23 protein-coding genes are annotated in these 23,324 nt (G+C 60.0%); 12 read left to right on the top strand and 11 right to left on the bottom strand.

Annotated elements, in window-relative coordinates:
* Window positions 1-493: 493 nt before the first annotated feature.
* The 6 genes from KF708C_RS02125 (at window position 494) to KF708C_RS02100 (ending at window position 5,099) form a co-directional block, all read left to right on the top strand.
* Window positions 494-1,414 (top strand): branched-chain amino acid transaminase, encoded by a 921-nt coding sequence (locus tag KF708C_RS02125; RefSeq protein WP_020204417.1) that lies wholly within the window; start codon window positions 494-496, stop codon window positions 1,412-1,414.
* Between the two features lie 102 nt (window positions 1,415-1,516).
* Entirely contained in the window at window positions 1,517-1,711 is a 195-nt protein-coding gene (locus tag KF708C_RS02120) for a zinc-finger domain-containing protein (protein WP_020204416.1), read from the top strand.
* A 148-nt stretch (window positions 1,712-1,859) separates the two neighbouring features.
* Complete coding sequence (waaF, locus tag KF708C_RS02115; protein ID WP_020204415.1) at window positions 1,860-2,882, top strand: lipopolysaccharide heptosyltransferase II; 1,023 nt, start codon at window positions 1,860-1,862, stop codon at window positions 2,880-2,882.
* A gap of 77 nt (window positions 2,883-2,959) precedes the next feature.
* Window positions 2,960-3,400, top strand: a complete 441-nt coding sequence (locus KF708C_RS02110; RefSeq protein WP_020204414.1) for a YybH family protein — start codon at window positions 2,960-2,962, stop codon at window positions 3,398-3,400.
* A gap of 14 nt (window positions 3,401-3,414) precedes the next feature.
* The gene (locus KF708C_RS02105) at window positions 3,415-4,440 is read left to right on the top strand and encodes a YheT family hydrolase (RefSeq protein ID WP_059410595.1); all 1,026 of its coding nucleotides are present in this window, start codon (window positions 3,415-3,417) and stop codon (window positions 4,438-4,440) included.
* A 56-nt stretch (window positions 4,441-4,496) separates the two neighbouring features.
* Complete coding sequence (locus tag KF708C_RS02100; protein ID WP_059410594.1) at window positions 4,497-5,099, top strand: DUF2946 family protein; 603 nt, start codon at window positions 4,497-4,499, stop codon at window positions 5,097-5,099.
* Between the two features lie 37 nt (window positions 5,100-5,136).
* Here the strand turns inward: KF708C_RS02100 and KF708C_RS02095 are convergent, their stop codons facing one another.
* Entirely contained in the window at window positions 5,137-6,870 is a 1,734-nt protein-coding gene (locus KF708C_RS02095; protein WP_020204411.1) for a M48 family metalloprotease, read from the bottom strand.
* A 232-nt stretch (window positions 6,871-7,102) separates the two neighbouring features.
* Between KF708C_RS02095 and moaC the strand changes: the two genes are divergently transcribed.
* The 4 genes from moaC to KF708C_RS34285 all read left to right on the top strand — a co-directional run bounded on the left by moaC (window position 7,103) and on the right by KF708C_RS34285 (window position 10,053).
* Complete coding sequence (gene moaC / locus KF708C_RS02090; protein WP_059410593.1) at window positions 7,103-7,582, top strand: cyclic pyranopterin monophosphate synthase MoaC; 480 nt, start codon at window positions 7,103-7,105, stop codon at window positions 7,580-7,582.
* A gap of 144 nt (window positions 7,583-7,726) precedes the next feature.
* Complete coding sequence (locus KF708C_RS34290) at window positions 7,727-8,710, top strand: tyrosine-type recombinase/integrase (protein ID WP_082079405.1); 984 nt, start codon at window positions 7,727-7,729, stop codon at window positions 8,708-8,710.
* A gap of 77 nt (window positions 8,711-8,787) precedes the next feature.
* Window positions 8,788-9,423 (top strand): DUF6988 family protein, encoded by a 636-nt coding sequence (locus KF708C_RS34130; protein ID WP_082079404.1) that lies wholly within the window; start codon window positions 8,788-8,790, stop codon window positions 9,421-9,423.
* Between the two features lie 27 nt (window positions 9,424-9,450).
* The gene (locus KF708C_RS34285; protein ID WP_082079403.1) at window positions 9,451-10,053 is read left to right on the top strand and encodes a DUF1780 domain-containing protein; all 603 of its coding nucleotides are present in this window, start codon (window positions 9,451-9,453) and stop codon (window positions 10,051-10,053) included.
* On the opposite strand, the gene KF708C_RS34280 is transcribed toward KF708C_RS34285, so the two are convergent.
* From KF708C_RS34280 to KF708C_RS02070, 6 genes are all read right to left on the bottom strand, one after another.
* The gene (locus KF708C_RS34280; RefSeq protein ID WP_156173703.1) at window positions 10,039-10,533 is read right to left on the bottom strand and encodes a hypothetical protein; all 495 of its coding nucleotides are present in this window, start codon (window positions 10,531-10,533) and stop codon (window positions 10,039-10,041) included. The genes KF708C_RS34285 and KF708C_RS34280 overlap by 15 nt on opposite strands.
* A gap of 242 nt (window positions 10,534-10,775) precedes the next feature.
* A complete protein-coding gene (locus KF708C_RS35400; RefSeq protein ID WP_156173701.1) occupies window positions 10,776-11,462 on the bottom strand; it encodes a hypothetical protein in 687 nt (228 codons plus the stop codon).
* Window positions 11,455-12,336: a hypothetical protein gene (locus KF708C_RS02080; protein ID WP_059410591.1), complete on the bottom strand. Its 882-nt coding sequence runs from the start codon at window positions 12,334-12,336 to the stop codon at window positions 11,455-11,457. The genes KF708C_RS35400 and KF708C_RS02080 overlap by 8 nt, the downstream gene beginning before the upstream one ends.
* Before the next feature lie 440 nt (window positions 12,337-12,776).
* Window positions 12,777-13,685: an HNH endonuclease gene (locus KF708C_RS34275; protein ID WP_082079402.1), complete on the bottom strand. Its 909-nt coding sequence runs from the start codon at window positions 13,683-13,685 to the stop codon at window positions 12,777-12,779.
* A gap of 376 nt (window positions 13,686-14,061) precedes the next feature.
* Window positions 14,062-15,132, bottom strand: coding sequence for a restriction endonuclease (locus KF708C_RS02075; RefSeq protein WP_231586360.1), 1,071 nt, complete (start codon window positions 15,130-15,132; stop codon window positions 14,062-14,064).
* Window positions 15,133-15,262: 130 nt separating this feature from the next.
* A complete protein-coding gene (locus tag KF708C_RS02070) occupies window positions 15,263-15,754 on the bottom strand; it encodes a YbjN domain-containing protein (protein ID WP_059410590.1) in 492 nt (163 codons plus the stop codon).
* A 129-nt stretch (window positions 15,755-15,883) separates the two neighbouring features.
* On the opposite strand from KF708C_RS02070, the gene KF708C_RS35395 reads away from it, so the two are divergent.
* On the top strand, window positions 15,884-16,423 hold the full coding sequence (locus tag KF708C_RS35395; RefSeq protein WP_156173699.1) for a hypothetical protein: 540 nt from the start codon (window positions 15,884-15,886) through the stop codon (window positions 16,421-16,423).
* Between the two features lie 24 nt (window positions 16,424-16,447).
* Here the strand turns inward: KF708C_RS35395 and KF708C_RS02060 are convergent, their stop codons facing one another.
* Complete coding sequence (locus tag KF708C_RS02060) at window positions 16,448-17,065, bottom strand: recombinase family protein (protein ID WP_059410588.1); 618 nt, start codon at window positions 17,063-17,065, stop codon at window positions 16,448-16,450.
* 390 nt (window positions 17,066-17,455) lie between these two features.
* On the opposite strand from KF708C_RS02060, the gene KF708C_RS02055 reads away from it, so the two are divergent.
* Window positions 17,456-20,347 (top strand): BT4734/BF3469 family protein, encoded by a 2,892-nt coding sequence (locus KF708C_RS02055; protein WP_082079401.1) that lies wholly within the window; start codon window positions 17,456-17,458, stop codon window positions 20,345-20,347.
* 90 nt (window positions 20,348-20,437) lie between these two features.
* On the opposite strand, the gene KF708C_RS34125 is transcribed toward KF708C_RS02055, so the two are convergent.
* The 3 genes from KF708C_RS34125 to KF708C_RS02040 form a co-directional block, all read right to left on the bottom strand.
* A complete protein-coding gene (locus KF708C_RS34125; protein WP_156173696.1) occupies window positions 20,438-21,190 on the bottom strand; it encodes an FRG domain-containing protein in 753 nt (250 codons plus the stop codon).
* 55 nt (window positions 21,191-21,245) lie between these two features.
* Window positions 21,246-22,133, bottom strand: coding sequence for a hypothetical protein (locus KF708C_RS02045; RefSeq protein WP_059410585.1), 888 nt, complete (start codon window positions 22,131-22,133; stop codon window positions 21,246-21,248).
* Window positions 22,134-22,214: 81 nt separating this feature from the next.
* Window positions 22,215-23,192 (bottom strand): ADP-ribosylglycohydrolase family protein, encoded by a 978-nt coding sequence (locus tag KF708C_RS02040; protein WP_082079400.1) that lies wholly within the window; start codon window positions 23,190-23,192, stop codon window positions 22,215-22,217.
* Window positions 23,193-23,324 lie beyond the last annotated feature (132 nt).

The raw sequence follows: 23,324 nt of genomic DNA, 5'->3' as shown, positions 1-23,324 counted from the left end.
CCGGCGAACAGCAGGCCCTGGGCCAGCGCGCCGCGGATGTGCGGCGGCACCGCCGGCGCATCGGCCCGCGCGCAGGCCAGTGCGTAGTCGAGGCAAGGCCGCAGGCGCGGGTCCCAGTCGTGGAACAGCACGTCCAGCCCGGCCAGCACGATGTGCCAGCGGTAGGGCAGCGCCACGCGGTCCAGCAGCCGCGCGCCGCCGGCCGCCAGCAGGGCGTCGACCAGCGCCCGCGCCTGCCCGGCGCGGTCGCCGGCCAGCATCAGCAGGGGCTCGACGACCTGCTCCGGCGCGCCGGAGAACAGCGCGTCGCGCAGCAGCGCGGTCAGCGGATCGGCGTGGGGCGCGGCGGGAGGAAACGAAGGCGGCATGGGTACGGCAGCGGACACAATGTGACGATTTTAAGCCGCACCGGCGCCGCGACCGCGTTGGCACCGGGGGTCCCGGGGTTTACAATGTCGCTTTTGTATTGCTGACGACGCACACGGAGAAAACCATGTCGATGGCGGATCGCGACGGAAAAATCTGGATGGATGGCAAGTTGATCGAATGGCGCGACGCCAAGATCCACGTGCTCACCCATACCCTGCACTATGGCATGGGCGTGTTCGAGGGGGTGCGCGCGTACAAGACGCCGGACGGCACCGCGATCTTCCGCCTCAAGGAACACACCCGCCGCCTGTTCAACTCCGCCAAGATCTTCCAGATGGCGATGCCGTTCGACGAGGCCACGCTGGCGCAGGCGCAGCGCGAGGTGGTCAAGGCCAACCAGCTCGAATCCTGCTACATCCGCCCGCTGGTGTGGATCGGCTCGGAAAAGCTCGGCGTGTCGGCCAAGGGCAACACCATCCACGTGGCCATCGCCGCGTGGCCGTGGGGCGCCTACCTGGGCGAGGAAGGCATGGAGCGCGGCATCCGCGTCAAGACCTCCTCGTTCACGCGCCACCACGTCAACGTCTCGCTGGTGCGCGCCAAGGCCAGCGGCTACTACATCAATTCGATCCTGGCCAACCAGGAAGCCACCAGCCTCGGCTACGACGAGGCGCTGCTGCTCGACACCGAAGGCTACGTCAGCGAAGGCTCCGGCGAGAACGTGTTCGTGGTGCGCGACGGCGTGATCTACACGCCCGACCTGGCCTCGTGCCTGGACGGCATCACGCGCGACGCCATCCTCACCATCGCGCGCGACCTCGGCATCCCGGTGCGCGAGAAGCGCATCACGCGCGACGAGGTCTACTGCGCCGATGAAGCCTTCTTCACCGGCACCGCGGCCGAAGTCACGCCGATCCGCGAGCTCGACGACCGCATCATCGGCGAAGGCCGCCGCGGCCCCGTCACCAAGCGCGTGCAGGACGCCTTCTTCGCCGCCGTGGGCGGCACCAGCGAGCAGTACAAGCGCTGGCTGACGCTGGTCTGAGCGCGGCCACGCAAGCCTGCCGCGGACGCATCGAACCCAGCCGCCGGGCCAGCGCCCGGCGCCCCCTGTTCCCCACAAGACCAACACCATCCTCGCAAGACCATGACGCAAACCGCCTCCGTAATCGAAATCGGCGCAGAAGACCTTCCGCTGCACTGCCCCACCGGCAACACGCCCGCCTGGAACTACCATCCGCGCGTTTTCCTCGACGTGGTGGACACCGGCGAAGTGAAGTGCCCGTACTGCGGCACCGTCTACAAGCTCAAGGCAGGCACCGTCATCAAGGGCCACCACTGACGCGCTCCACGCCTGACCGCACCGTCCCGACACTCCGGCCCGCCTCCAGGCGCGCCGGAGTGTCGGCGTGCGCGGCGCGCGCGGCCGGCCTGCCCGCCGGCACCGTCAGCGCCTGCATCACGCCTTTCTTTCCGGCAGCGCCCCATCCATGAAAAAAGCCCTCGTCATCGCCCCCAACTGGATCGGCGACGCCCTGATGGCGCAGCCGCTCTTCTCGCTCATGAAGGCGCGCCATCCGCGCCTGCTGATCGACGCCCTCGCCCCCAAATGGGTGGCGCCGGTGCTGGCGCGCATGCCCGAGATCAACCAGGTGTTCCCGAGCGAGCTGGCGCACGGCAAGCTGCAGCTCTCGGCGCGGCTGATGTTCGCGCAGCAGCTCAAGAACGAAGGCTACGACGCCGCCTACGTGCTGCCCAACTCGCTCAAGTCGGCGCTGATCCCGTGGCTGGCCGGCATTCCGCTGCGCGTCGGCTACCGCGGCGAGGCGCGCTTCGGCATGCTCAACATCCGCCACGCCAACCCGCCGCGCGACCAGCGCCCGCCGATGGTCGAGCACTACGCGCGGCTGGCGCTCAAGCCCGGCGCGCGCCTGCCCGAGGACCTGCCCGAGCCGCGCCTGCGCACCGACCCGGCGCGCATGGCCAAGACCGCCGAGCGCTTCGGCATCCCGCCCGGCACGCGCCTGATCGCGTTCTGCCCGGGCGCCGAGTTTGGCCCGGCCAAGCGCTGGCCGGCGGCGCACTTCGCCGAGCTGGCGCAGATGCTCAAGCGCTCGTTCCCCTACGCGCAGATGGTCACGCTGGGCTCGCCCAAGGACGCGGAGATCGCCGCCGAGATCGTCGCCGGCGCGCCGTTCGTGCGCAACCTGTGCGGCCAGACCTCGCTGGACGACGCCGTGGACCTGCTGGCGCTGGCCGAGGGCGCGGTCTGCAACGACTCCGGCCTGATGCACGTCACCGCGGCGCTGAACCGGCCGCAGGTGGCGGTGTTCGGCTCGAGCGACCCGCGCCACACGCCCCCGCTGTCGCAGGCTGCTAGTATCATGTGGCTGCAGCTCGAATGCAGCCCTTGCTTCAAGCGCGAGTGTCCCCTGGGCCACTTGCGATGCCTGAAAGACATCGAGCCGGAAATGGTGTTCGTGGAGCTGCGCAAGCTCCTGCACCGCGCCTGACGCACCAGCCCGACGCACCTGATGCCGGCCCCCAAGTCCGTGTCGATCCGGCCAACGAATCCCTGAGCCCTGTCACCATGCCTCGTTTTGCCCGCCTGTTCGATTCCGCCGAAGACATTGTCGAAGCCTTTCGCGAAGCCATGAAACTGCGCGACGCGGACGGCGCGCTGCGCCTGTGGCTGGACGAGGACTCGGTCACCTGCGTGATGCCGGACGGCCAGCGCCTGATCGGCCACGAGCAGCTGCGCCAGGCATTCGCCCAGTTGCTCGACCTGCAGCCGGTGCTGATCGACGTGATCGAGACCAGCAGCCACGCCTCGCTCGGCGTGGCCATCTTCGACGTGACCGAGGCGCTGCGCTTCGGCGGCGACCGCGTCGAGGCGGACCTGTACGTGCACACCACCTACGTGCTGATGCAGAACCACGAAGGCTGGCGCCTGGCCCATATCCACTGCAGCCCGGCCAACGCCGCGCAGGTCGCCGCCGTCAGCACGGCACCGGGGCAGGCGCTGCACTAGCCGTGCCCGGCAGCATGAACGCATCCGGCGCGAAGGCATTCGGCGGCGGCCGCCGCATGCCCTGGTGGCTGTCCGGCGGCCACGCCCAGACCATCATCCCGGCGCGCTTCACCCGGCGCCCGCGCGCGGCCTTCCGGCGCGAGCGCTGGAGCGCGCCCGACGGCGACTTCATCGACCTCGACTGGACCACCCACGCGGTCACGCCCGGCACGCCGCTGCTGGTGATGTTCCACGGCCTGGAAGGCAATTCCGGCAGCCACTACGCGCAGGCCATGATGCACGCGCTGGCCGCGCGCGGCTGGCAGGGCGTGGTGCCGCATTTCCGCGGCTGCTCGGGCGAACTCAACCTGGCGCCGCGCTTCTACCACTCCGGCGACGCGCAGGAGATCCGCTGGATCCTGGAGCGGCTGCACCGCGAATACTGCGCGCACGGGCGCAGGCTGCTGGCGGTGGGCATCTCGCTGGGCGGCAACGCGCTGCTGCGCTACCTGGGCGAGGAAGGCGGCGGCGCGCGCTTCGTCGATGCGGCCGCGTCGGTGTCGGCGCCGCTCGACCTGGCCGGCGGCGGCGCGGCGCTGTCGCAGGGCTTCAACATGCTCTACACGCGCATGTTCCTGCAGACGCTCAAGCGCAAGTCGCTCGACAAGCTGCGCCAGTATCCGGGCCTGTTCGACCGCGCGGCGATGCTGGCCAGCCGCGACCTGTACGCCTTCGACAATATCGTGACCGCGCCGCTGCACGGCTTCCGCGATACCGACGACTACTGGGCGCGCGCCTCCAGCAAGCCGGTGCTCGGCGCCATCGCCGTGCCCACGCTGGTGCTCAACGCGCGCAACGACCCCTTCCTGCCGGCGCGCTACCTGCCCGGCCCCGCCGACGTCGGCGCGCAGGTCCGGCTGGAGCAGCCGGCGCACGGCGGTCACGTCGGCTTCATGACGCCGCGCGAAGATCTGCTGCGGGCCTTGCCGGTGCTGCCGTATGCTGGCCATATCGAGTGGCTGCCGGCGCGCATCCTGCAATTCTTCGACAGCGTGGCATAGCCCCGCGGCCGGCGAGGCGGCCCGCCGCGAGGCGCGCCACAGAGGAGACAAAGATCATGGACGAGACAGTCAAGCAAGCGATGGCCCGCTGGCCCAACGTACCCAACTGCTACGGCTGGCTGGCGCTGGACCGGCGCGGGCAATGGCGCATGCGCAACGAGTACGCCCAGCAGCACGGCCTGTCCGGCGACCCGATCCGGCACGAGGCGCTGGTCGCCTTCATCGAGCGCAACTACCAGCGCGACGAGCGCGGCGCCTGGTACTTCCAGAACGGGCCGCAGCGCGTGTTCGTGGCGCTGGCCTACGCCCCGTGGATCGTGCGGCTGCACCAGGGCCGGCTGCACACCACCACCGGCCGCGCGTTCGCGCTGCGCGGCTGCCTTGCCGACGAGCAGGGCAACGTGGTGCTGACCGGAGAGATCGAGGCAAGCGAGGCGGAAGGCGGCGGCGGCATCGCGGCCGCGCTGCTGCACGACCATGACCTCGACGCCTTCAGCAGCGTCTGCACCTGGCATGGCGAGGCCTGCGGCGGCGATCTCGGCGTGTTCCACTTCGATGGCGCCGACGTGCCGATCGAGCCGGTCGCGCAGGACGAAGTGCCGGTGCGCTACGGCTTCGTGCGCCAGCCGGCGCCGCCGGCGGGCGAAGCGGCGGCCTGAATGACCGGCTGAACGGCCGCCCGAACCGCGGCCGCGGCTAGTTCGGCATGCCCTTGTTGTCCTGCTTTTCCTCGCGGAACTGCCGCTCGAGCTGGTGCAGCCGCGCGTCCACCTCGGACAGCGTGTAGAAATCCCCGTCGCCGGCCTTGCGCGCGATCTGCAACTGCTCGATGGCGGCCTGGTAGGCGCCGTCGATGGCGTATTTCTCGGCCAGCGCCTGGTGCTGCTGCACGCGCCGGCCCTGGCCCGCATAGGCGCGCGCCAGCATGTCCCACCACTCGGCGCGCGAGATGTCCTCGCGCGTGCGCTCGCGCAGGAAGGCCACCGCCTGGTCCAGCCGCCCCGCCCCCAGCAAGGTCGCCGCGTAGCTCACCGCCACCGCGTGCGAGAGCGGGAACGCCCTCATCGACGCCGCGGCCTGGTTGAGCGCGTCCTGCGGCCGGCCCTGCGCGCGCGCCAGCTCGATCGCCATCACGTCCAGCATGGGGCTGCCCGAGGTCGCGCCGGGAATGGTGCCGTAGAGCCGGCGCGCCTCCGCCAGCGATTGCTCGGCGGCGGCGTTGCGGCCCAGGCGCTGGTCGGCGAAGGCCATGCCGTAGTACAGCGCCGGCACGCGCGCCGGCGCCGCCGAGGGCAGTTGCGCCTGCAGCGCGGCGCGCACGTTCTGCAGGTCGCTCGGCGTGGTTTCCTGGATGATGCGCGAGCGCACGCGCGCGAACTCGTATTCTGGCGTGCTGCCGACGTGGCGCACCGCCACGTGGCTGACGCGGTCCTGCATGTCGGCGATGCGCTCCGAGGTCAGCGGGTGGGTGCGCACATAGGCTGGCACCGAGTTTTCCGAGATGCCCATCACGCGCTGCAGGCGCTTGAAGAAGTCCGGCATGCCCTGCGGGTCGAAGCCCGCCGCGGTCATGATCTGGAAGCCCACGCGGTCGGCCTCGCGCTCGGCCCCGCGCGAGAACGACAACTGGTTGGCGACCGCCGCCGCCTGCCCGCCCATCGCCAGCGCCGAGGCCGCGTCGCCGCTCTTGGTGGCGGCCAGCCCGGCCAGCACCATCGACGCCAGCGAGATCCACATCGACTGGTCCTGCGAGGTGATGCCGCGCGCGATGTGCCGCTGCATCACGTGGCCGATTTCGTGGCCCAGCACCGAGGCCAGCTCCGACTCGGTCTCCGACTGCACCAGCAGGCCGGTATGCACGCCGATATAGCCGCCGGGCAGCGCGAAGGCGTTGATGGTGCGGTCGCGCACCGCGAACAGCTCGAAGCCGGTGGCGAAGGTGCCCGAGCCGGTCGAGCCCGAGATGTTCTGCCGGCGCGCCGCCTGCACCAGGCGGTAGCCGAGCGCGTTCAGGTAGTCGGCCAGCAGCGGGTCGACCACGTAGTCCGGATCGCGCCGGATGTCGCGCATGATGTGCTCGCCCAGGCGCCGCTCCATGTCGGGCGTCAGCGATGCCGTGGAAGGGTCGCCGAGGTCGGGCAGCTGCACGCCGCTGCCCTCCACCACGGTGTTGTTGGTGCGCAGCCCGAACTCGGACTTCTGCCCCGCCTTCACGCTGCGGTTCAGGTTGTCGTAGACCTGGTCGCTGCTGTCGCCGCCATAGACGGCATCGGCGGCCGTGCGCGCCGGATCGTTGAGCAGCGCGCGCTGCTGCGGCCACGCGGGCAGGGCCACCGTCAGCGCCAGCAGCGCCGCGAGCGAGCGGCGCGCCAGGCTAGCCGAAGCGCGGGAAATGCGGGAAGCGGCGGCGCGGGCATGCCGCGGACGCATCCCGGGCGATGTCGGGCAGGCCTGTCGGGCGGGCGAGGAGAGCGCTCCGCGGAGCGTTGGATTCTTGCGCATCTTGCTATGATAGCGGCCTCCGGAAACCATTCCCATCGGGCGCGCCCAAGGCGGGCCCGACAGGTCCCCGATGCCGCCCAGGCCGCGCGCCAACTGGCGCGGCGGGCCTCCGGCCAGTCCCCGGCATTGCCGCAACTCCCCTTCGATTCCCGCCCACGCCATGAGCCAGCTCACCCACTTCGATTCCGCCGGACAAGCCCATATGGTCGACGTCGGCGCCAAGGCGCACAGCCACCGCGTGGCCCTCGCCACCGGCACCATCACCATGCTGCCGGCCACCTTCGCGCTGGTGCGGGACGGCAACGCCAGGAAGGGCGATGTGCTCGGCATCGCCCGCGTGGCCGCCATCATGGCCACCAAGCGCACCTCCGACCTGATTCCGCTGTGCCATCCGCTGGCGCTCACCAAGGTGGCGGTGGACTTCGCCCTCGACGAGGCGGCCTCCGCCGTGCGCTGCACGGTGCGCGCCGAAACCCACGGCCAGACTGGCGTGGAAATGGAAGCGCTGACCGGCGTGCAGGTGGCGCTGCTGACCATCTACGACATGTGCAAGGCGGTGGACCGGGGCATGGTGATGGGCGATGTGAGGCTGCTGGAAAAGCACGGCGGCAAGTCGGGGGACTGGACGGCGAACCCTTGATTCGTAAGGTTTTCCAGATATTCCGGCATGACTTGACTGTGCTGAACCGTGTGTCACCTGCGGCCCTTCTGGTGCGTCGCGAATGATGGCAGAAGGGCACAAAAAATCGATCTTGCTCCAATCCTGCTCCACTGAGGACAGGAAATGGCTTCTATATCCCGCAGAGGCGACAGATGGCAGGTACGTGTTCGTCGCAGAGGTTTCCCGCTTGAAGTAAAAACCTTCACTACCCGCCAAGACGCTGAACGATTTGCGCGGTCAGTCGAAACAGAGATGGACCGGGGTAGTTACGTCAACCGAAGCGAAGCCGAATCGACCACCCTTGGGGATGTTCTCGAACGGTACATAGTCGATGTATGCCCATCGATGCGTGGCGGCACTGAAGACACCATCAGGCTACGTGCGATGGGCCGCACGAAACTTGCCAAATTGAGCATGGCGGCATTGACCCCAATGGCAATCGCAGCATATCGCGATGAGCGACTGAAGCACGTGCAGCCGGGGACCGTGATTCGCGAACTGGCCTACCTTTCCTCGGTCATCAACCACGCACGACGCGAATGGGGCATCAACATCGCAAACCCGGTCGCATCTGTTCGCAAACCGCCAACCCCACTGGGTCGCGACAGGGTACTGTCAGTGGAGGAAGAAGGCCGACTGCTTGCTGCGTTGGCACCTACGGGTCGTCGGAATCCGTGTCTACAGCCAATGGCAATCCTGAGTCTGGAAACGGCAATGCGGCGGGGTGAACTTCTGCAACTTCGCTGGCAAAACATCGACCTCGAAAGCCAGACGGCGTTCCTGCCGCTGACTAAAAATGGGACCCCGAGAACTGTGCCACTGTCACTGAAGGCAGTAGACCTGTTGAGAGAACTACCACGTTGCATTGATGGAAACGTATTCCCCATCAATGCACCAGCACACCATAAGGCGTTCAAACGGGCATGCAAACGGGCTGGACTGGATGACCTGCACTGGCACGATCTTCGTCACACGGCCATCACCCGGCTGGCGACGAAGCTGCCTAACCTAATCGAACTGGCGGCAGTATCCGGGCACCGCAGCCTGACAATGCTGAAGCGGTACTATCATCCGTCTGCTTCTGATCTGGCGAAGAAGATTGGCTAACCGTCCGGTCATCCATGTCGGCGGGACATTGGTACACTGATGTCGTCCCGCCACCAGTTCCGCAGTAACTGCCTGATATGACCGAAGAAGAACTACGTACTGCAATTGCCCGGACGACACAGTTCCATGAAACAGTGGCGACACAAGTAGCCAGTCTCATCCCTTTCCCAGAAAAGCGTTTCGTCGTCTCATTTCAAGCCGGGCTGCTGTCACTGGACCACGCAAGGGGTGCGCTGATACTGATTGGCAACGGTCTGGGTACTTCCGCTCTATCCCTGTTGCGCCCTCAGTACGAATCCCTTGTTCGCGGCATCTGGCTGCTTCATGCCGCCACGGACAATTGGGTGGACAAACTTGGCGAACCCCTCACCGTCGAGAGTGCCCGCAGAGCGAACGAAGGGCCGATGTTGGCCGAAATGCTGAAGCAATTGGATGCCAGTGAAGCCCCGGCACAACTAGTTGACCAACTTCGGCAATTTAGAGATGTGTCGTGGAAAGCACTGAGTAGCTACACACATGGCGGGCTCCACCCGCTGGCAAGGACGCTCTCCGGCTTCCCTGTCCAGCTTGCCATTGACGCAATGCGGAACTCCAATGCGCTTGTCTGCATCGCGGCACAGTTGACCGCCATTCTTACCGGCGATCCGCAAAGGAACATGCCGCCCGTCCGCAAGTTGCACGTGGACTTCGCGGACTGCATTCCGCTCATCTGAGTTCCCCGCGCCGGGCCAAAGGAAGGTATGGACGAACAAGAATTCATCGCGCAGCGTCGCAAAGACCTTGAAGCCTCCGTTGAATACTTCGCGCCTCAAAACAAGAATGAGCGCGAACGTTGGGTTGCAGATGCGTTTATTCGAAATCTTGGAATTACCCCGGCGAAAGGCGAGATCATCAGCATCAAACAAGACCCGCCCGACGTTGAGTTTCGCAACGCCCGTTTCGAGATCAAAGAGATTCTAGACCCGGGCAGACGACGACATGCCGAGTACAAGCAAGAGTTAGAACGTGCGCAAAGCATCACTGAAGCCAAAGACCTGCTTCGGCCCTTTACGCCGAAGGACATGAGCCTTGGAGAGATATACCGCCTCTGTCGGAAAGAAGCGGCAAGCCTCGACAAGTATTCGCCGGACTTCAAGCGCGGAACAGACTTGCTTCTCTACGTCAACCTTCGCCACGTGATAGGTGTCACGGAGCAACCGTACCCGGACACGATCGAACTAGAGGCGACGGGATGGCGATCCATTTCATTTGTGATGGGGCGACGCAGTGGCTGCTTCTATGCTTGCCCAGACGCGCCGGGCTTTATCGTGCAAGCCGTTGGTCATGTCTCACACTGTCCCTGAGGCGGCAGACTGACCCTCGGGCGTCAAATCGTACCTCTCGGCAATTGAGGAAGCCCATTTTCGATGCTCATCGCTGGACGGGTGAAAATGGATTTCAGTCTGGAAACGTGGCCACTGACCAGCTTGTCGGATCAAATAGACGACTTCCGCCTCAACCGTCTCGATGTCCAAGCACGGATCGGTCTCAGGCGGATCACGGTGACACCATATGTCCAAGTTGGCCGCAGACAGCGCATGCCGCCATGCGTAACCGTGATAACCGCTCTCGCCTGATGCATTCCACCCCAGACGTAACCGGTTCCGAACAGGCTGCTTGGTAATTCCGACGTAAATTGGTTGATCTTCGACACTGACGACATACAGCTTCGGTAAGTCAGATGTCGCGAAACCTGAGAACTTGTCGGTTCCCAAAGGGCATTCGACCGTGAAGCGGTTGCTGTCGAACGACAGCTTGTATCTCCCCACCCATTCAATTTGCACAGACTACCTCTCAAACATTGTGCCGCCTCACTTGCACATTTGCCGCTGACGACAGAAGGTCCCACCTGCATCAAGCAACACGTGGAAGCGTGGCCTTGCACCCCTTCGAGTAGTTGCGACAACCCCAGAAGGAACCACCCATCCCCTGTCGTTCCACCATCTTAATGCTGCAGGCCGCACAAGATAGAGTCTGGTATTGCCTCCGCGCATCGGTTGCTCTGAACTATCACCCAGTGCGCCGACTATTCCATCCCTTCAAAGAAGGCAATCTCACCCGATGCAGCGCATGCATAAATTTGCAACGGAATCAGACTCGAAATCGCATATCGAATAGATTCTCTGTGGAGCAAAAGCCCTCCAACCCCTGCCCCTAATGCAATTAGACAGTCCGGCCTTGAAATCTCCAATTGCCCCTTCGATGTCCATAGAAGCAGAATCGAACCCCACAATACCAAACCGAGTATTGATAGAGCGACCTCGGATAGCATCCGTTTAGCTCGGTAGCGTTTAAGTCGCTTATTGAATTCTTTTTCTATGGAACGATGAACAGCCTCACGCCCACCCTGTTCAAGCGATTTTATTGCAGAATTCGCCTTCCGCATCCACTCCACAATCTTCGCATCAACGCCACTTCTTCGAAACGAGAATCGCAGGCCCACACCAATTATAAAGACGTTGATTGCCACCGCCAAAAAAGCGACGCCAAATATAGCAAGAGGCACACCCCAAAATTTTCCGGATTTTAATCCAACCGAATTATCAAAATTCAAATGCAGCAACGCATCATATACTGACAGCGATAAATCATGAGCCAGCTGATTAAAGACGAGAGCAAAAACCATGGTGACCAAAATATGTTCCGCAGGAAAAATTTCCAACAGAAGCTCCAAGCACTGCCCCTTCATCTTGTCCAGCGTGCTATCACTCATCCGGCAAAATCCCGATAAACTGCAAATCCCCACCTTGCGGGTCGAACGAAGAGTACTCAATTACAGGGCACGCCATAATTGAGATTGCGTCCCTATCCAAATATGGAACGAGATCGGAAAAATCCTCTTCACTCTGAATATACAAAACAACGTCGCGATCAGTTACCGCATTTATGAATTTCCCTTTGAAATTCGATCTTTGGTTATGACCACGGTCCAGTTGCCGCAGCTTTCCACGGTAAATCACAGGTGCACCCAGTTCGCGCTCACCAATAACCTTTGCGAAACGCTTTGCCGCAGGCTGATCAAACTCATAGACTTGCGCAGGAACCTGATCCTCCGGCTTTAGCGAAAGTCTTAACACAGAGTCTGCCTGCGATCTTACGGGACTCAAAAGCTGGTTGATTTCCTTATTAATTGATTTGTCCCCATAGGTACGCACCGCCAATTCATCGGGGTTATTCAAGAAATTTTCAAAAGTCTGAGGCGTAACCTGATTGTGATCTAATTGATTACGTCGCATGGCTATTTGATGGGCGATAGTATTAGCGATACGATCCCCCCCTTCCCGCGCCTCTCTATATGGGTCGGTTAACGCTTGCATTACGCGAGTAACGATAGCCCGACCGGCCTGAGACGCGAAAGCTATTCGAAAACTCCCCGCCTCGGGATCGCCAACGACAAAGTCGGCTTCCAGATAGTTGGCCCTCGATATTCTCGCGTGCTTCCAGACCTGCCCATACCGAACGTCCAAATATGCGCGATCAGCCGCCGACTGAATGCACGTCATTGAATGGCCGAGTACCCGCAATGACACTCGATTGTTCGGAAGGATCAGAGACCCGTCCAATGTCAGTTGTATGACAGCACTCATGCTCTACGTTGCTCCTAGCTACCCGGCGTTTTTTTCACCACTCTTGCCGAATGGTCGCGGTGCCTCTATCGCTTGCTCTGGCTGGCTAGGGGAATCGTAACATTGTGACGCCGTAGGTACAAACCATTCTCGAAAGCCCTCACCGCGAATCGGTCGCCAACATATGACTCGACTGTGACCTCACGACCTGCTTCGGCCTGTCGTATGTACAGCCCAAAAGCGAACAAGGATGCTACCAGGGCATCCTTGTTCGTTTAGCCATCGACAATTGCAACACCGCTGCCGGCTTCTGGGTTCGCTCCTCCATCACAGGCAAACTCCCTTGATGTGAGCATGTCCAACTTTATACCGGAAACTGGACCGTAAGCCAATGAGGAGGGTCGAAACCAAGAACCACGGGGTGCGCCGACCGACCCAACCCTTATATAGGGAAAAAGCAACTAGTTAAGAATATCTTTCTCAAGCGCCAAATCTGCATCATAACGACGAGACATTGCAAGTGAAGCCTCTTCTAGTTGATCATATCGTTCAGGATAATATGCATCCAAAACATTCACTATAAATTCATCCCGCATAGTGTGGCGATTCTTTCCAAAATGGGCTTGACGGTGATCATCGGCACAAAGAGCAACGACATTCCAAATCTGGTCGGCCCCTCCACAATGCAACGGAATAACGTGATGTGCCTCCAAGTAAAATCCACCTTGAGGTGTAAGAAACCCCTCTTTGCCGCAGTACTCACAGCGCCCGCCCGCAGCCCGTTTTTTCACATCACGAACTACTTGTGGGTCGCGTTCGTAAATGGTCGTCTTCGTAGTTTCCATCGCTCGACGCTCAGAACCAGATTCATTCTCCATCGATTGCTTTGGGTGGTCTTCTAGGTAAGCATCGAATTCGGGAGACTGTGGAACACCACGAACAACAACAATCTGCTGCGTGACAGGATCACGGTGGTGCGGATACCAATTTTCCGTATCGAGTTCTCGGAATTGAGCTTCGCTGGTTTCTCGGTTTCCTACCTTTTTGACAGTCCCATCAACAATGGCGACGCGAACGGGTTGTTTCTTCCAGTACGCCTTTAGCAGGACGTTCCCCACAGCCTCTGCCCTATTTTTCTGCACGGTCAACGCAGTGTCTCGGTTTTGATCGACCCATTCACTTGTATCGTCGGTGAAATAAATCATCATATCCGACTCGCGAAGAGACTCATACCATATAAAAACCACTGCAACGTCGTCCGGGTCGCCAAAACACCAGTCATACTGAGATGTCATCTCAATACCCAATTCCGCTGTAACTTCCGAAACCAACTGTTTTTGCTTCGGCTTGAGATTTTCTTTCCGGGTCATTTTTTGCAGCTCAAGTTCTATATCAGACCACTCTGTTACGAGAGACCCATCCCTGACCTGTCGCACAAGCCGAGATAGGGTTGATCGGGAACAGGCAGTGGCCGCAGCAATGGAATTCCAAGATCGCCCCGTTGGCAAGGAGAAGGGTATCGAGTATGAACCAGTGCGCCAGCATGGGCGATGACTTCACCTGCAACGACATTGTGCTGGTAGCAACGGCACCGGCTATGCGCTGCATGACCTGCAGCGTCGTCGAATCTGTAATCTGGAACCACTCGGGGATGCTTGATGCCACTGTTTGTATAGACCTGACGCCAATGGTTACGACTGGCCTGTGCCCTTCTCCGAGCGTGCCGACACCCGATCTCAGCCAAGTTCAGGCCGCACGTGGAAGCGTGACCCGGCACCCCTTCCGATAATTGTGACAGCCCCAGAACGGTCCGCCCTTCCCATCTCGCGCCACCAATTTCACCCCGCAGGCCGCACAGGTCGGCGTCTGGTAGTCGCCTTCAAACGCCCGTGCCAGTAATTCATCTCGTTTTTCAACATCCAAGGCACGGATACGATCAACGATCCCGGCTCCGTCAAGCAGCTGGATGCCTGCTTCTGCGGCGTAGTCCTGAACCGGTCGGCCGATGAATCCTGCCAGTGACCAGAAGACACCTCGCTTCACCCTCTTTGAATGCATGACGCCGCCAAGCGCCCGAACCGGTTCCACCTTGACAGGGCCGCGCCATGCCTTGCACTGAACCAATGCAACAGGATCAGACTTCCCCTTCATGTACAGGGTTGCATCGACGCCACCATCAGCCCCTTGCGGCACCGTATCGACGGTGAATCCCATCGCCTCGTAGTACCAGACGCATAGCATCTCAAACCGCTTCCATTCCAGTTGCCGAAGCGCGTCAAGGGACCATTCCATCTCTGACAGTGGATCAACATCCACCGGTTCAGGCAACGGTTCCGGGATGGCCGAAACCAACTGATTTGCGGTTGTGCCAAGTAATTCATGCGCAGCGAACGTGGGCACCACAAAAACCGCCAGAATCGATCCAAGACTAGCCTTGGCGGGATCGGTCAAACCATCTCGGTTGACTTCCTTCTCTTGCCACACGATGGTTCTTGCCAGCGGCATCCCCATATCTGCCAGATCAGCCCTGCTTTCGCATTCACCAGTCACCTTGCCGATCAGGTAGGTGCGGTTCTCTGGCGAGTACGTGACAACCAAGTCGTTCACCTTGACTTCATTGATGAAGCGCCACACCTGCGATGCCACCGAAGCCGCCACCTTTTCTTTCGTTTCCGGCGCGATGGACAAATGCAGATCGACCAGTTCTTTCTTCGTCATGCCTGCCTTGGCATGATGGGCAAGCTGCGTCCAACCGATAGCAGCGATACCTATCTCACGAAAATCCCCGTAGAGACGGCCACCATCGGCCCGGATCATCCACATCCTTGTCACGCCACCCCCTATAGGCTATCGGTCGTATTCCGGCCACTTGCACGGCCAGTATCAGTGCCCTAATAGTACAAAAACCGCCTTGACTCGGTGGTTTCGATGTTGGCGCATTGTGCCATCAGTGCAGCAGTTCTCCACTGGTCGACCCTGACGCGGTGTCTGCCACCGGGGACACCGTTGCCGGACTGCCGAAATCAATTAATCCATCCTCGTCGTTGTAGGTCTGGACCACATATTCAAGCAAGGACCCGAACCGGTTGATCACTGACACGAAGTTTCCGGCGATCAGGCCGTGCGTGTATGGCAGGACGTATGTCACTGTCAGGTCTTCGTCTTGGTCGATGGTAAACACCGGCAGGAACACTTCGTCATTCAGACGACGTGCCAGTTCGTGCTTCTGGTCGATGGCTGCCTGCCGGTTCAGTGGCAGGTAGGTGCCAATGCGGATGAACTTCCGGTCCTCAATGATGGAGATGCGATACCCGATGCCGCTCTCGGTCCGCAGCCAGATGCCGTCAGGCTGCACCTTGTGAGGAACCAAGCCGCTGTCCCGGATATGGGCTTCAAGGGTGGAAACGGTGATGTCGGATTCAGCGAAGACTTTGGTCAAATAGGCTCTCCTCAATACTGCGTCTAGAATTCCACGGTCTGGACAAAAAGCAACGCGCCAAGGTCATTGCCGTCGTTGACGAAGCGCCGGGGTAGCATAGTCACACGGACATCGCTTGTGGAGATCGGCATGCCAATCCTTGAGACGCTGAAGGACCTGACCATCATCATTGGCGGATGGTGGACATTTTATTTGTACAAGAAGCAAGCAACCGCTGCGCTCAACCCACAACTGCAACTTACGACTGATTTGCATCCTTACGATGCTGAGTCGAGGTTAGCTTTCGTGCGTTTGCAGATCAGCAACGTCGGCAAGGTCCCTCTCACGCTGACATCGCAGGATCGCCTATCAGTAGTCGTCAGACGTGTCGTACCCGACTTGCCACACGGTTTTCTGAACACTGATAAGCTGCCGGTAATATTTGAGTCGGACGACTTGCTGAAAAGGTCGCTTGCGCAGCCCCCACATCAGTATCGCCTTGAACCATCCGTTCAAATTGATGATGCTGCGCCCTTCGTTCTCGCCGGAGGTCAAACCTACCATATAGAGGCAAAGTTGCGATTCACGGAAGGTGTGCGATCAGACTGGATCAGCACCGAAGCAATGGTGACAGTACCGTCCAATCCAGATGGCGTCGGTGCTGTTGGGACGGAATCGGCTGCCCGTTGACCTCGGTATGCACGCAGTCCTGCACTAATTCGTTTCCTTGATCTGACGTGACAGCCGCGACAGTGTAGATCGGGAGCACTCAGTTGCCGCAATGATGGTGTTCCAGCTATCCCCACGTCGAATCATCTGCATGATTGCTGCGTTTCGCTGGTCATTGGGCTTTCGGCCTCGATAGCCACCAGCCTCTTTCAGCTTCGCAATACCTTGTGCCTGTCTGCGACGCCGGTCGTCATAGTCCTTCCTCGCAATCGCCGCGAGAACATCCAACATCATGGCATTCAGCGCATCCATCATGCGACCGGTGATGTCGTCCGTGTTGGTCGTCATCATCCAAGAGGTCGGCAGGTCAAGGGCAACGACCCGGACACGACGCGATTGCAGTTCAGCCTTCAAACGTTGCCAGTCGTCATTGTTCAGCCGCGACAGCCGGTCCACCTGCTCCACCAGCAGGATGTCCCCATCATGACAGTCCGACAGCAGACGGAACAACTCAGGTCGTTGAAGCGAAGCCCCGGATTCGTTCTCCATGTAGAACGACACGATCTGTAGTCCCCGCTCCTTTACGAACTCGATCAGGTCTGACTTGGCACGACCGGCATCCTGTTCCTTGGTTGATGCACGAAGGTACGCTCTGACGTACATAACCACCTCATCGGTTCGTTTAGGATGGTTCGTATATTACTGGTTCGATTTGGGTTGTGTCAAGGCATATACCGAACCACATGAGGACCGGTTTCCTTGACCTATACCCATTTAAGACCAGTGAGTCACTCGTCTTCACTCCCTACGGTCGTGCGCTTCGCGAACACAGGCGTATGGGCCATCGGGGCACCCTGCGCCCAAAAATGGGAGTGATCTCCTATATAATTTCTTATAGAAGACATCGCCTATTTTTGGGCACTCCCTTTCACCGCCCAGAGGTGCGCCGCGTGCGGCCTCCGTGATAACGAATAAGTAAACGGCAGCACATAAAAAAGACCCCGCTGGACGCACATCCAGCAGGGCCACGATACCCATAAAGCTACCGACTCCATGAGTGCAACTATTTATACGACCGCCGCGCCGTCCGTGCGTCCGGCAACAGTTCCCGAACTGCAATCCATCGAAGCGATCATCCATTCCGTCCGGGACGGCAGCCACAAAAAGACCGTCAATCGCATCCGCGACACGAAGGACGACACCAAGCGCAAGCAACTGAAACTGGACACATTGCCAGTCTTCTACCCGACTGTCCGTCTTGGTCCAAACTGCCGTCTCGATGAAGATAGCGAACCGACCGGCATTGTCCAGTTCGACATCGACAAGAAAGACAATCCCGGCATTGATATTGCAGCCCTGCGAACCAAGCTGACAGAGCACCCTGCGTGCGTGTATGCCTTCATGTCGCCATCGGGCGGACTGAAATTCGGCATTCTGACTGACTTCGCCCGCGCATCGGACGAGGCTATCGACATCACGAAACAGCGGTTCAAAGTCGCATACCGGATGTGCCTGCAAGCCATCCAGCAGCACTGCGGTCGGCTACGGTTTGGCGATGACCCTGCTGTCGCGCGGCTTCGCCAGTCATGCTTCCTGTCGCACGATCCCGACGCGTTCTTCCGGGCCGACTGCACGCCCGTAGCCTTGAACGACCAGTGCCACGTATCGCCGCCTCCGCCGATCACAGAGACGATGGCCGACATCACGTCGGTACAGCTTGTTCTCGATCATATCCGAGACGACTTGGACTACGACGCCCGCTTCCAAGTGAACGCCTGCGTCCTGTTCATGCTTGGCCGTTCGGGCATCCCCATGCTGATGGGGCACTGGAAGACAGACCAAGAAAAGCTGGCACGTGACCTCGAAGATTGCCTGCGCGGCGCCAAGTTCGGCAGTCTGTACCTGTTGCAGTCGTATGCGACGAAGTACGGCAGTTACAGGCCATCCACCGGTGGCGCGGTACGTCGCAAGGTCCAACCGGTGCCGTGCGACTATCCCCTTACCCCCCTTTCCACGCCAGCCGAGGCCACCGCCGAGTTGCAGGCGATCATTCGTGAGTTCGTGACGGGCAAGTCTTCGCACTTCGTCAACGTTACGGCAGGTGCCGGAAAGACACGCACGGTACTGGAAGCACTGTCACGGGAAGTCAGCCATAGCGCCAAGGTCCTGGTCCTCGTTCCGACGCACATGCTGGCCGACGACATTGTTGGCACCTATAAGGAAATCCGGGCTGCCGATGTAGCCAATGCCGACACGCTCCGTGGCAAAGTACAGCGTTCGACGGTCGTCAAATTCCACTCGCGTAAGGCGCTTTGCGAGAACCATGACGCCAGAACGACCCTCGAAGAGAACGGCGTCAGCATCCCGGTCCAATACTGCCTGTCGCAGTGCACGTTCCGGGGCGAATGTCAGTACACGGAACAGTTCAACACGATGGCGAACATCCGCGTGATGACCCACAACGAATGGTTCAACGAACAGTCGGCGTGGTTCAATGGAAGCAGACTGACGAACAACGGCAGCGTCGAACCGAATCGCGACTGTGCCCCTTGGGTGCCAGACTACATCGTCATCGATGAAGACATCCTCAAACTTGGCGGGGTACTGACAGAAGCCGCATCGGCGCGACTCCCTTCGGTGGGGCTGATCATTGCCAGCGTCAATGCGGGAAGCACTCTGCACGACGCTGTGTGGCAGCACTGCGAACAGGTCCTGCGTGACGCCGCAGCCAACCAGAAGCCGGATATGCCGTCGCCGGACCTCTCACCTGCCGAATATCTTGATGCGAACCGGCGCAGTGCCGCTGACAAGCGGTACTCGAAGATCATTGCGCAGCTTGCAAGCTACTGCCAATCCGATGATCCGGCGTTCCTCGATGGCATGTGGGTCGAAGAAGACACGATCAAGTGGTTGCCACTACCGGCAGCAGCAGAACGATATGAAGGCATCCCGACGTTGTACATGGATGCCACCGCACACCCTGCCGTCGTTGGCCGCCTGCTTCCCGGTGTCCGGTTCCACACCCTCCCTGTGCGCCAGAATGAGGCCATTCGTCTGTTCCAGCTATTGAACAAGACGATCACAAAGGGGTGGCTGCAAGAAGAACCAGGCAACATTCCGATGCTCATCAACGGCCTGAAGGAGATCGTGAAACCCTACAAGAAGGTCGGGCTAATCACCTACAAGAAGATCGGCAAGGACGATCAGTTCGCCACGACGCTGGCGCAGGCCATCGGTGCAGAGGTATGGGCGCACTTCGGGAACCTACGGGGCATCAACACGATGGAAGACGTGGACTGCCTGCTGGTGGTAGGCCGACATTCATTGCGGATGAACACGATGCAGGACTACGCCCGCGCCATCTTTGGAATCGATGCCAAGTGGGAAACAATATATGCCGATCTGCCAGTTCGGATGAAGGACGGCAGTACGGTCTCACTCAATACCCAGATCGTGAAGGACCCAATGCATCAGGCGGTCTATGACCACACGTCGGTGGCCGAAACCCTGCAAGCTATCGGTCGGGGACGACCGGTTCATGGGTCGACGAAGGACATCTACGTCTTCTCGAACGAGAACCTGTCCATCAACACAGAAGTGGCCGAATTCTTCCCGTTCGAACGGTACTTCGAATGGCCGGTATCCGGGCCACGCCAGCCAGCAGCCCTCGTTACGGCGGATGCCCTTGAACGCGTCCGGGAACGTGGCTTCATACAGTTGAAGGCTGCCGACCTGATCGAACAGTTGGGCCTGACAGCCCATCAGGTGAAGGCATCAGAGAAGAAGGACCAGATCGCGGATGAACTGATCGCCAATGGTGCAGCGAGAATCGACGCCGAGGTCCGATACCAGAAGGGCAAGACCGGGCCGCGAACCTACTTGGTCTTTGACATGGGGAAGCTGGAACAGGCACTCGCAGACCGAGGGGAACGGCTGATCGGATGACCACCGGTGCTTCGCACAAATGTCAGCGAACACACGGCTTCGGACATGACAACATGGAAGCGTTCGCCGAACTCGGATGCAGTGAATCGGCTACTTCTCTTCACCGAGCTTTCGCATTCGGGACGTGGCAGTATTGATATGCGCGGAAAGGCCATCAAGATCGGGGAACAGATGCGCACGGTCGATACCATAGTCAGCGAGAAGGTTCACAACATCGGCCTTCAGGTTCGCCGGAATGTGTAGCCGTATCAAGTTGGGGTATCCATTTCCTACCAGCGACTCCTTCACGTCGATCACGTTGGCCGCATCACAATGAACTGTAAACAGCCCTTTCTGATTGATGATTCGCGGAAATGCTGCTTTGGGGCGATAGCCGAATACACCCCGCTTCTCCGCCAACATCTCGCGGGTGATCTGGTCTGTCAGGAATCCGTCGCCGCCCATCTCATACATCCAGACCGTACCGTCCTTATCGGCGTGATCTGCACACGCGAAGTAGCAAGCGACCAACGGATTCATCGACCAGTCAAGCATCCTCGTCGCAAGACCGTGGTGTTGCGCTAAAGCCAGTTGATCGAGATAGCTTGACGAAGGCGACGCATAGGCAATCGCGTATCTATTCCAATCATGGAACCGCCCTAGATCACGGTTGTCGGGTAGATAGAACTCGGCGCGTCCCGCCTTCGGCAACAAATCCCAAGTCGCCTGAGCGTGTCCTCTGAATACGTAACCGAATCCATCGTGACTTCTGAATCCGCGAAAGACCTTGTGAAGCATGTCCACATCGGTCAGGTTGATCGTCCCATGATCCATAGTCTTCGATTGCTTGATGATTGCATCCACTCTGTGCCACGACCAATGTGGCCGTTGATGTCAGGTGGTCAAAAGACAAAACATATCAGTCTGCGTCGGCACTAGAAAGGCGGCCTTGGGCCGATAGCGCAAACTTGGTGGCGAAGTTCACAGCAAAGGCAGCGTCCGAGGCGGTCAGACCAGTCGGATCATTCATTCGCTGCCATGTATAGTTTCCGGCAAGCATCTGCGTCACAAAGGGGGCAACCTTCTCGAACCTAGCCAAGTCATTTAGGTTCACCGAAAGCGCCAGCATCAGCGCCATCCTGTCGGAATCTGACACCACACCATAGACATAGCGTTCAAGGTCATCAAAGAAACGTCGCCCCAACAGGTCAGTACCGCCCATGCTGAATGACATTCCCGCCCAATGCGATCTTCTGTTGAGAGGCTGGATCAATTCCTTCGTTGCCACGTCCACTGCCTCTGCGCTATAGCCCAAGCACTGTTCCAATTCTTCATCCCGCAGCGCCTGTTCGGCCCTCTTCAGACGTTCGCGGACCCCATTCGACATTACTAGGTCTGATGCGGAAATGTCGGAGAACCGTATGTTGAAGTACTGCCACGATGCTTCTTCGAAGAAGTCCGCCACATATCCCAACAACCTACGTGCGTCCGTTCGGTTTGGAATCAGCCCATAGTGTTTGAAGTTGACGCGTGCCTTGTTCAGATCGATCAGCTTCGCTCGAAAAGGAACATGCTGGTTGGTGTCTTGGGACGCAGCACTGTCGATATAGTCCATGCACTGGACGAAATCATCCGGGATTTTCCTGCCTACGACGGGACGATCCTTCATCACTGCCCGCAGGAAAAGCTCCACGGCATCCTGCGCGATTGAAACGGCCATGCCGACGTACATCCCGCCGTCCTTGGCAAGGTAGGCCTCCGCTTCACCATATAGGCCACGGCATAGCACAACTTGGCTCAATTCCATATCTTTTCGTTTTGCAGGGTATCGGTGGAAACTGGTCCGGCGCGGTGGCCGGGATGGATCAGTAGTCTACTGGTCCTTGTCCTACTTGCACCGTGCGATCAACGGCTCCACCAGTTCGAACCCGCGAAGCTGTTCCAACCAGCGCACCGGCAACGCGACAATGCCTCCGGAGCGAATCCCGGCCAAGCCGCCCGCCACCGCTGCGCTAGTGTCCGTGTCGTGGCCGAAGAGGATGGCAGTCTTGACCACATCCTCGAACGAATCCCCATCTTCCATGCTTCTCTTGGCGGTAGCCAAGCAATCCAGCACGTAGCCGGTCCCGCGTGCCTGTTCAGTCCTCAGGAAGCTGCGCAGCACTTCCAGTTCACGCACCAGGACCTGCCGTTCCTGACCATCGAAGCCGTTGTATATCTCTTCTAGACGGCGGTCTGCCCATGACCACGGATCGGCAAGCTGGTGCAGATAACCGCGTGCGACGAGACAATAGAAGGCGCAGCAGACCTGTGACCGGGGATGTGCATGGGTCGGCAGGGACTGAAGGTGTGCGTCGCGGACCAATGCTTCGTCGGTTCCGGTGTGCCAGAGGGCCAGCGGCAAAACACGCATGATGGACCCATTACCGTTGCTGCGTTCATCGTTCCCACCAGATTCGAGCGGCGATGTACCGTCCCGCAACCTGTCAAGGGCATCTGCGGTTTGCAGGCCAATGTCGAATACGTGGCCGTCCACCGCAAGATAGCCCTCGTCGTACCAGCGCAGCAGGCGGTCTGCGAAGTCAGTCAATGAGAGGTGGCCTTGGTCAAGCAGACTTGCGAGAAGGCAGAGACTTTGGGAACTATCGTCCGACCACGTTCCGTTCGGGACATCATGGGCATGCGGGAATCCCTCTGGGACAGCCATCTCGATGAGATCGCGGGCGGGAAGATTCTCTGGTGAATAAAATTCCCACGGAACACCCAACGAGTCCCCAACCAGCAGGCCGACAAGGCCGCCAACGCGGACACTGTTGCCATAGTCCAGCAACAACCCTGCGAATCCGTTGTTCTCACTGTTCGTCAATGCGTCCTCCGAATTGGTATTGGTTGCCCCCAATGGAAGCCACCGACGATACCAATGGTGTCAATGGTACCGATGGGACCAGTGCCCACCAATGGCAATGGTTACGGGATCAAGCAACGGTCGCGCAACTTC

This window comes from Cupriavidus basilensis, assembly GCF_000876015.1.
Classification (GTDB): domain Bacteria; phylum Pseudomonadota; class Gammaproteobacteria; order Burkholderiales; family Burkholderiaceae; genus Cupriavidus; species Cupriavidus basilensis_B.
Note: the sequence above shows the minus strand (reverse complement) of the source record. Positions and strands in the feature narration are given on the sequence as shown.

What these genes read in the sequence shown, in the direction of transcription:
- KF708C_RS02125 (WP_020204417.1), top strand. Translation starts at nt 494, where the DNA reads ATGTCGATGGCGGATCGCGACGGAAAAATCTGGATGGATGGCAAGTTG.
- KF708C_RS02120 (WP_020204416.1), top strand. Translation starts at nt 1,517, where the DNA reads ATGACGCAAACCGCCTCCGTAATCGAAATCGGCGCAGAAGACCTTCCG.
- waaF (WP_020204415.1), top strand. Translation starts at nt 1,860, where the DNA reads ATGAAAAAAGCCCTCGTCATCGCCCCCAACTGGATCGGCGACGCCCTG.
- KF708C_RS02110 (WP_020204414.1), top strand. Translation starts at nt 2,960, where the DNA reads ATGCCTCGTTTTGCCCGCCTGTTCGATTCCGCCGAAGACATTGTCGAA.
- KF708C_RS02105 (WP_059410595.1), top strand. Translation starts at nt 3,415, where the DNA reads ATGAACGCATCCGGCGCGAAGGCATTCGGCGGCGGCCGCCGCATGCCC.
- KF708C_RS02100 (WP_059410594.1), top strand. Translation starts at nt 4,497, where the DNA reads ATGGACGAGACAGTCAAGCAAGCGATGGCCCGCTGGCCCAACGTACCC.
- KF708C_RS02095 (WP_020204411.1), bottom strand. Translation starts at nt 6,870, where the DNA reads ATGCGTCCGCGGCATGCCCGCGCCGCCGCTTCCCGCATTTCCCGCGCT.
- moaC (WP_059410593.1), top strand. Translation starts at nt 7,103, where the DNA reads ATGAGCCAGCTCACCCACTTCGATTCCGCCGGACAAGCCCATATGGTC.
- KF708C_RS34290 (WP_082079405.1), top strand. Translation starts at nt 7,727, where the DNA reads ATGGCTTCTATATCCCGCAGAGGCGACAGATGGCAGGTACGTGTTCGT.
- KF708C_RS34130 (WP_082079404.1), top strand. Translation starts at nt 8,788, where the DNA reads ATGACCGAAGAAGAACTACGTACTGCAATTGCCCGGACGACACAGTTC.
- KF708C_RS34285 (WP_082079403.1), top strand. Translation starts at nt 9,451, where the DNA reads ATGGACGAACAAGAATTCATCGCGCAGCGTCGCAAAGACCTTGAAGCC.
- KF708C_RS35400 (WP_156173701.1), bottom strand. Translation starts at nt 11,462, where the DNA reads ATGAGTGATAGCACGCTGGACAAGATGAAGGGGCAGTGCTTGGAGCTT.
- KF708C_RS02080 (WP_059410591.1), bottom strand. Translation starts at nt 12,336, where the DNA reads ATGAGTGCTGTCATACAACTGACATTGGACGGGTCTCTGATCCTTCCG.
- KF708C_RS34275 (WP_082079402.1), bottom strand. Translation starts at nt 13,685, where the DNA reads ATGACCCGGAAAGAAAATCTCAAGCCGAAGCAAAAACAGTTGGTTTCG.
- KF708C_RS02075 (WP_231586360.1), bottom strand. Translation starts at nt 15,132, where the DNA reads ATGATCCGGGCCGATGGTGGCCGTCTCTACGGGGATTTTCGTGAGATA.
- KF708C_RS35395 (WP_156173699.1), top strand. Translation starts at nt 15,884, where the DNA reads ATGCCAATCCTTGAGACGCTGAAGGACCTGACCATCATCATTGGCGGA.
- KF708C_RS02060 (WP_059410588.1), bottom strand. Translation starts at nt 17,065, where the DNA reads ATGTACGTCAGAGCGTACCTTCGTGCATCAACCAAGGAACAGGATGCC.
- KF708C_RS02055 (WP_082079401.1), top strand. Translation starts at nt 17,456, where the DNA reads ATGAGTGCAACTATTTATACGACCGCCGCGCCGTCCGTGCGTCCGGCA.
- KF708C_RS02045 (WP_059410585.1), bottom strand. Translation starts at nt 22,133, where the DNA reads ATGGAATTGAGCCAAGTTGTGCTATGCCGTGGCCTATATGGTGAAGCG.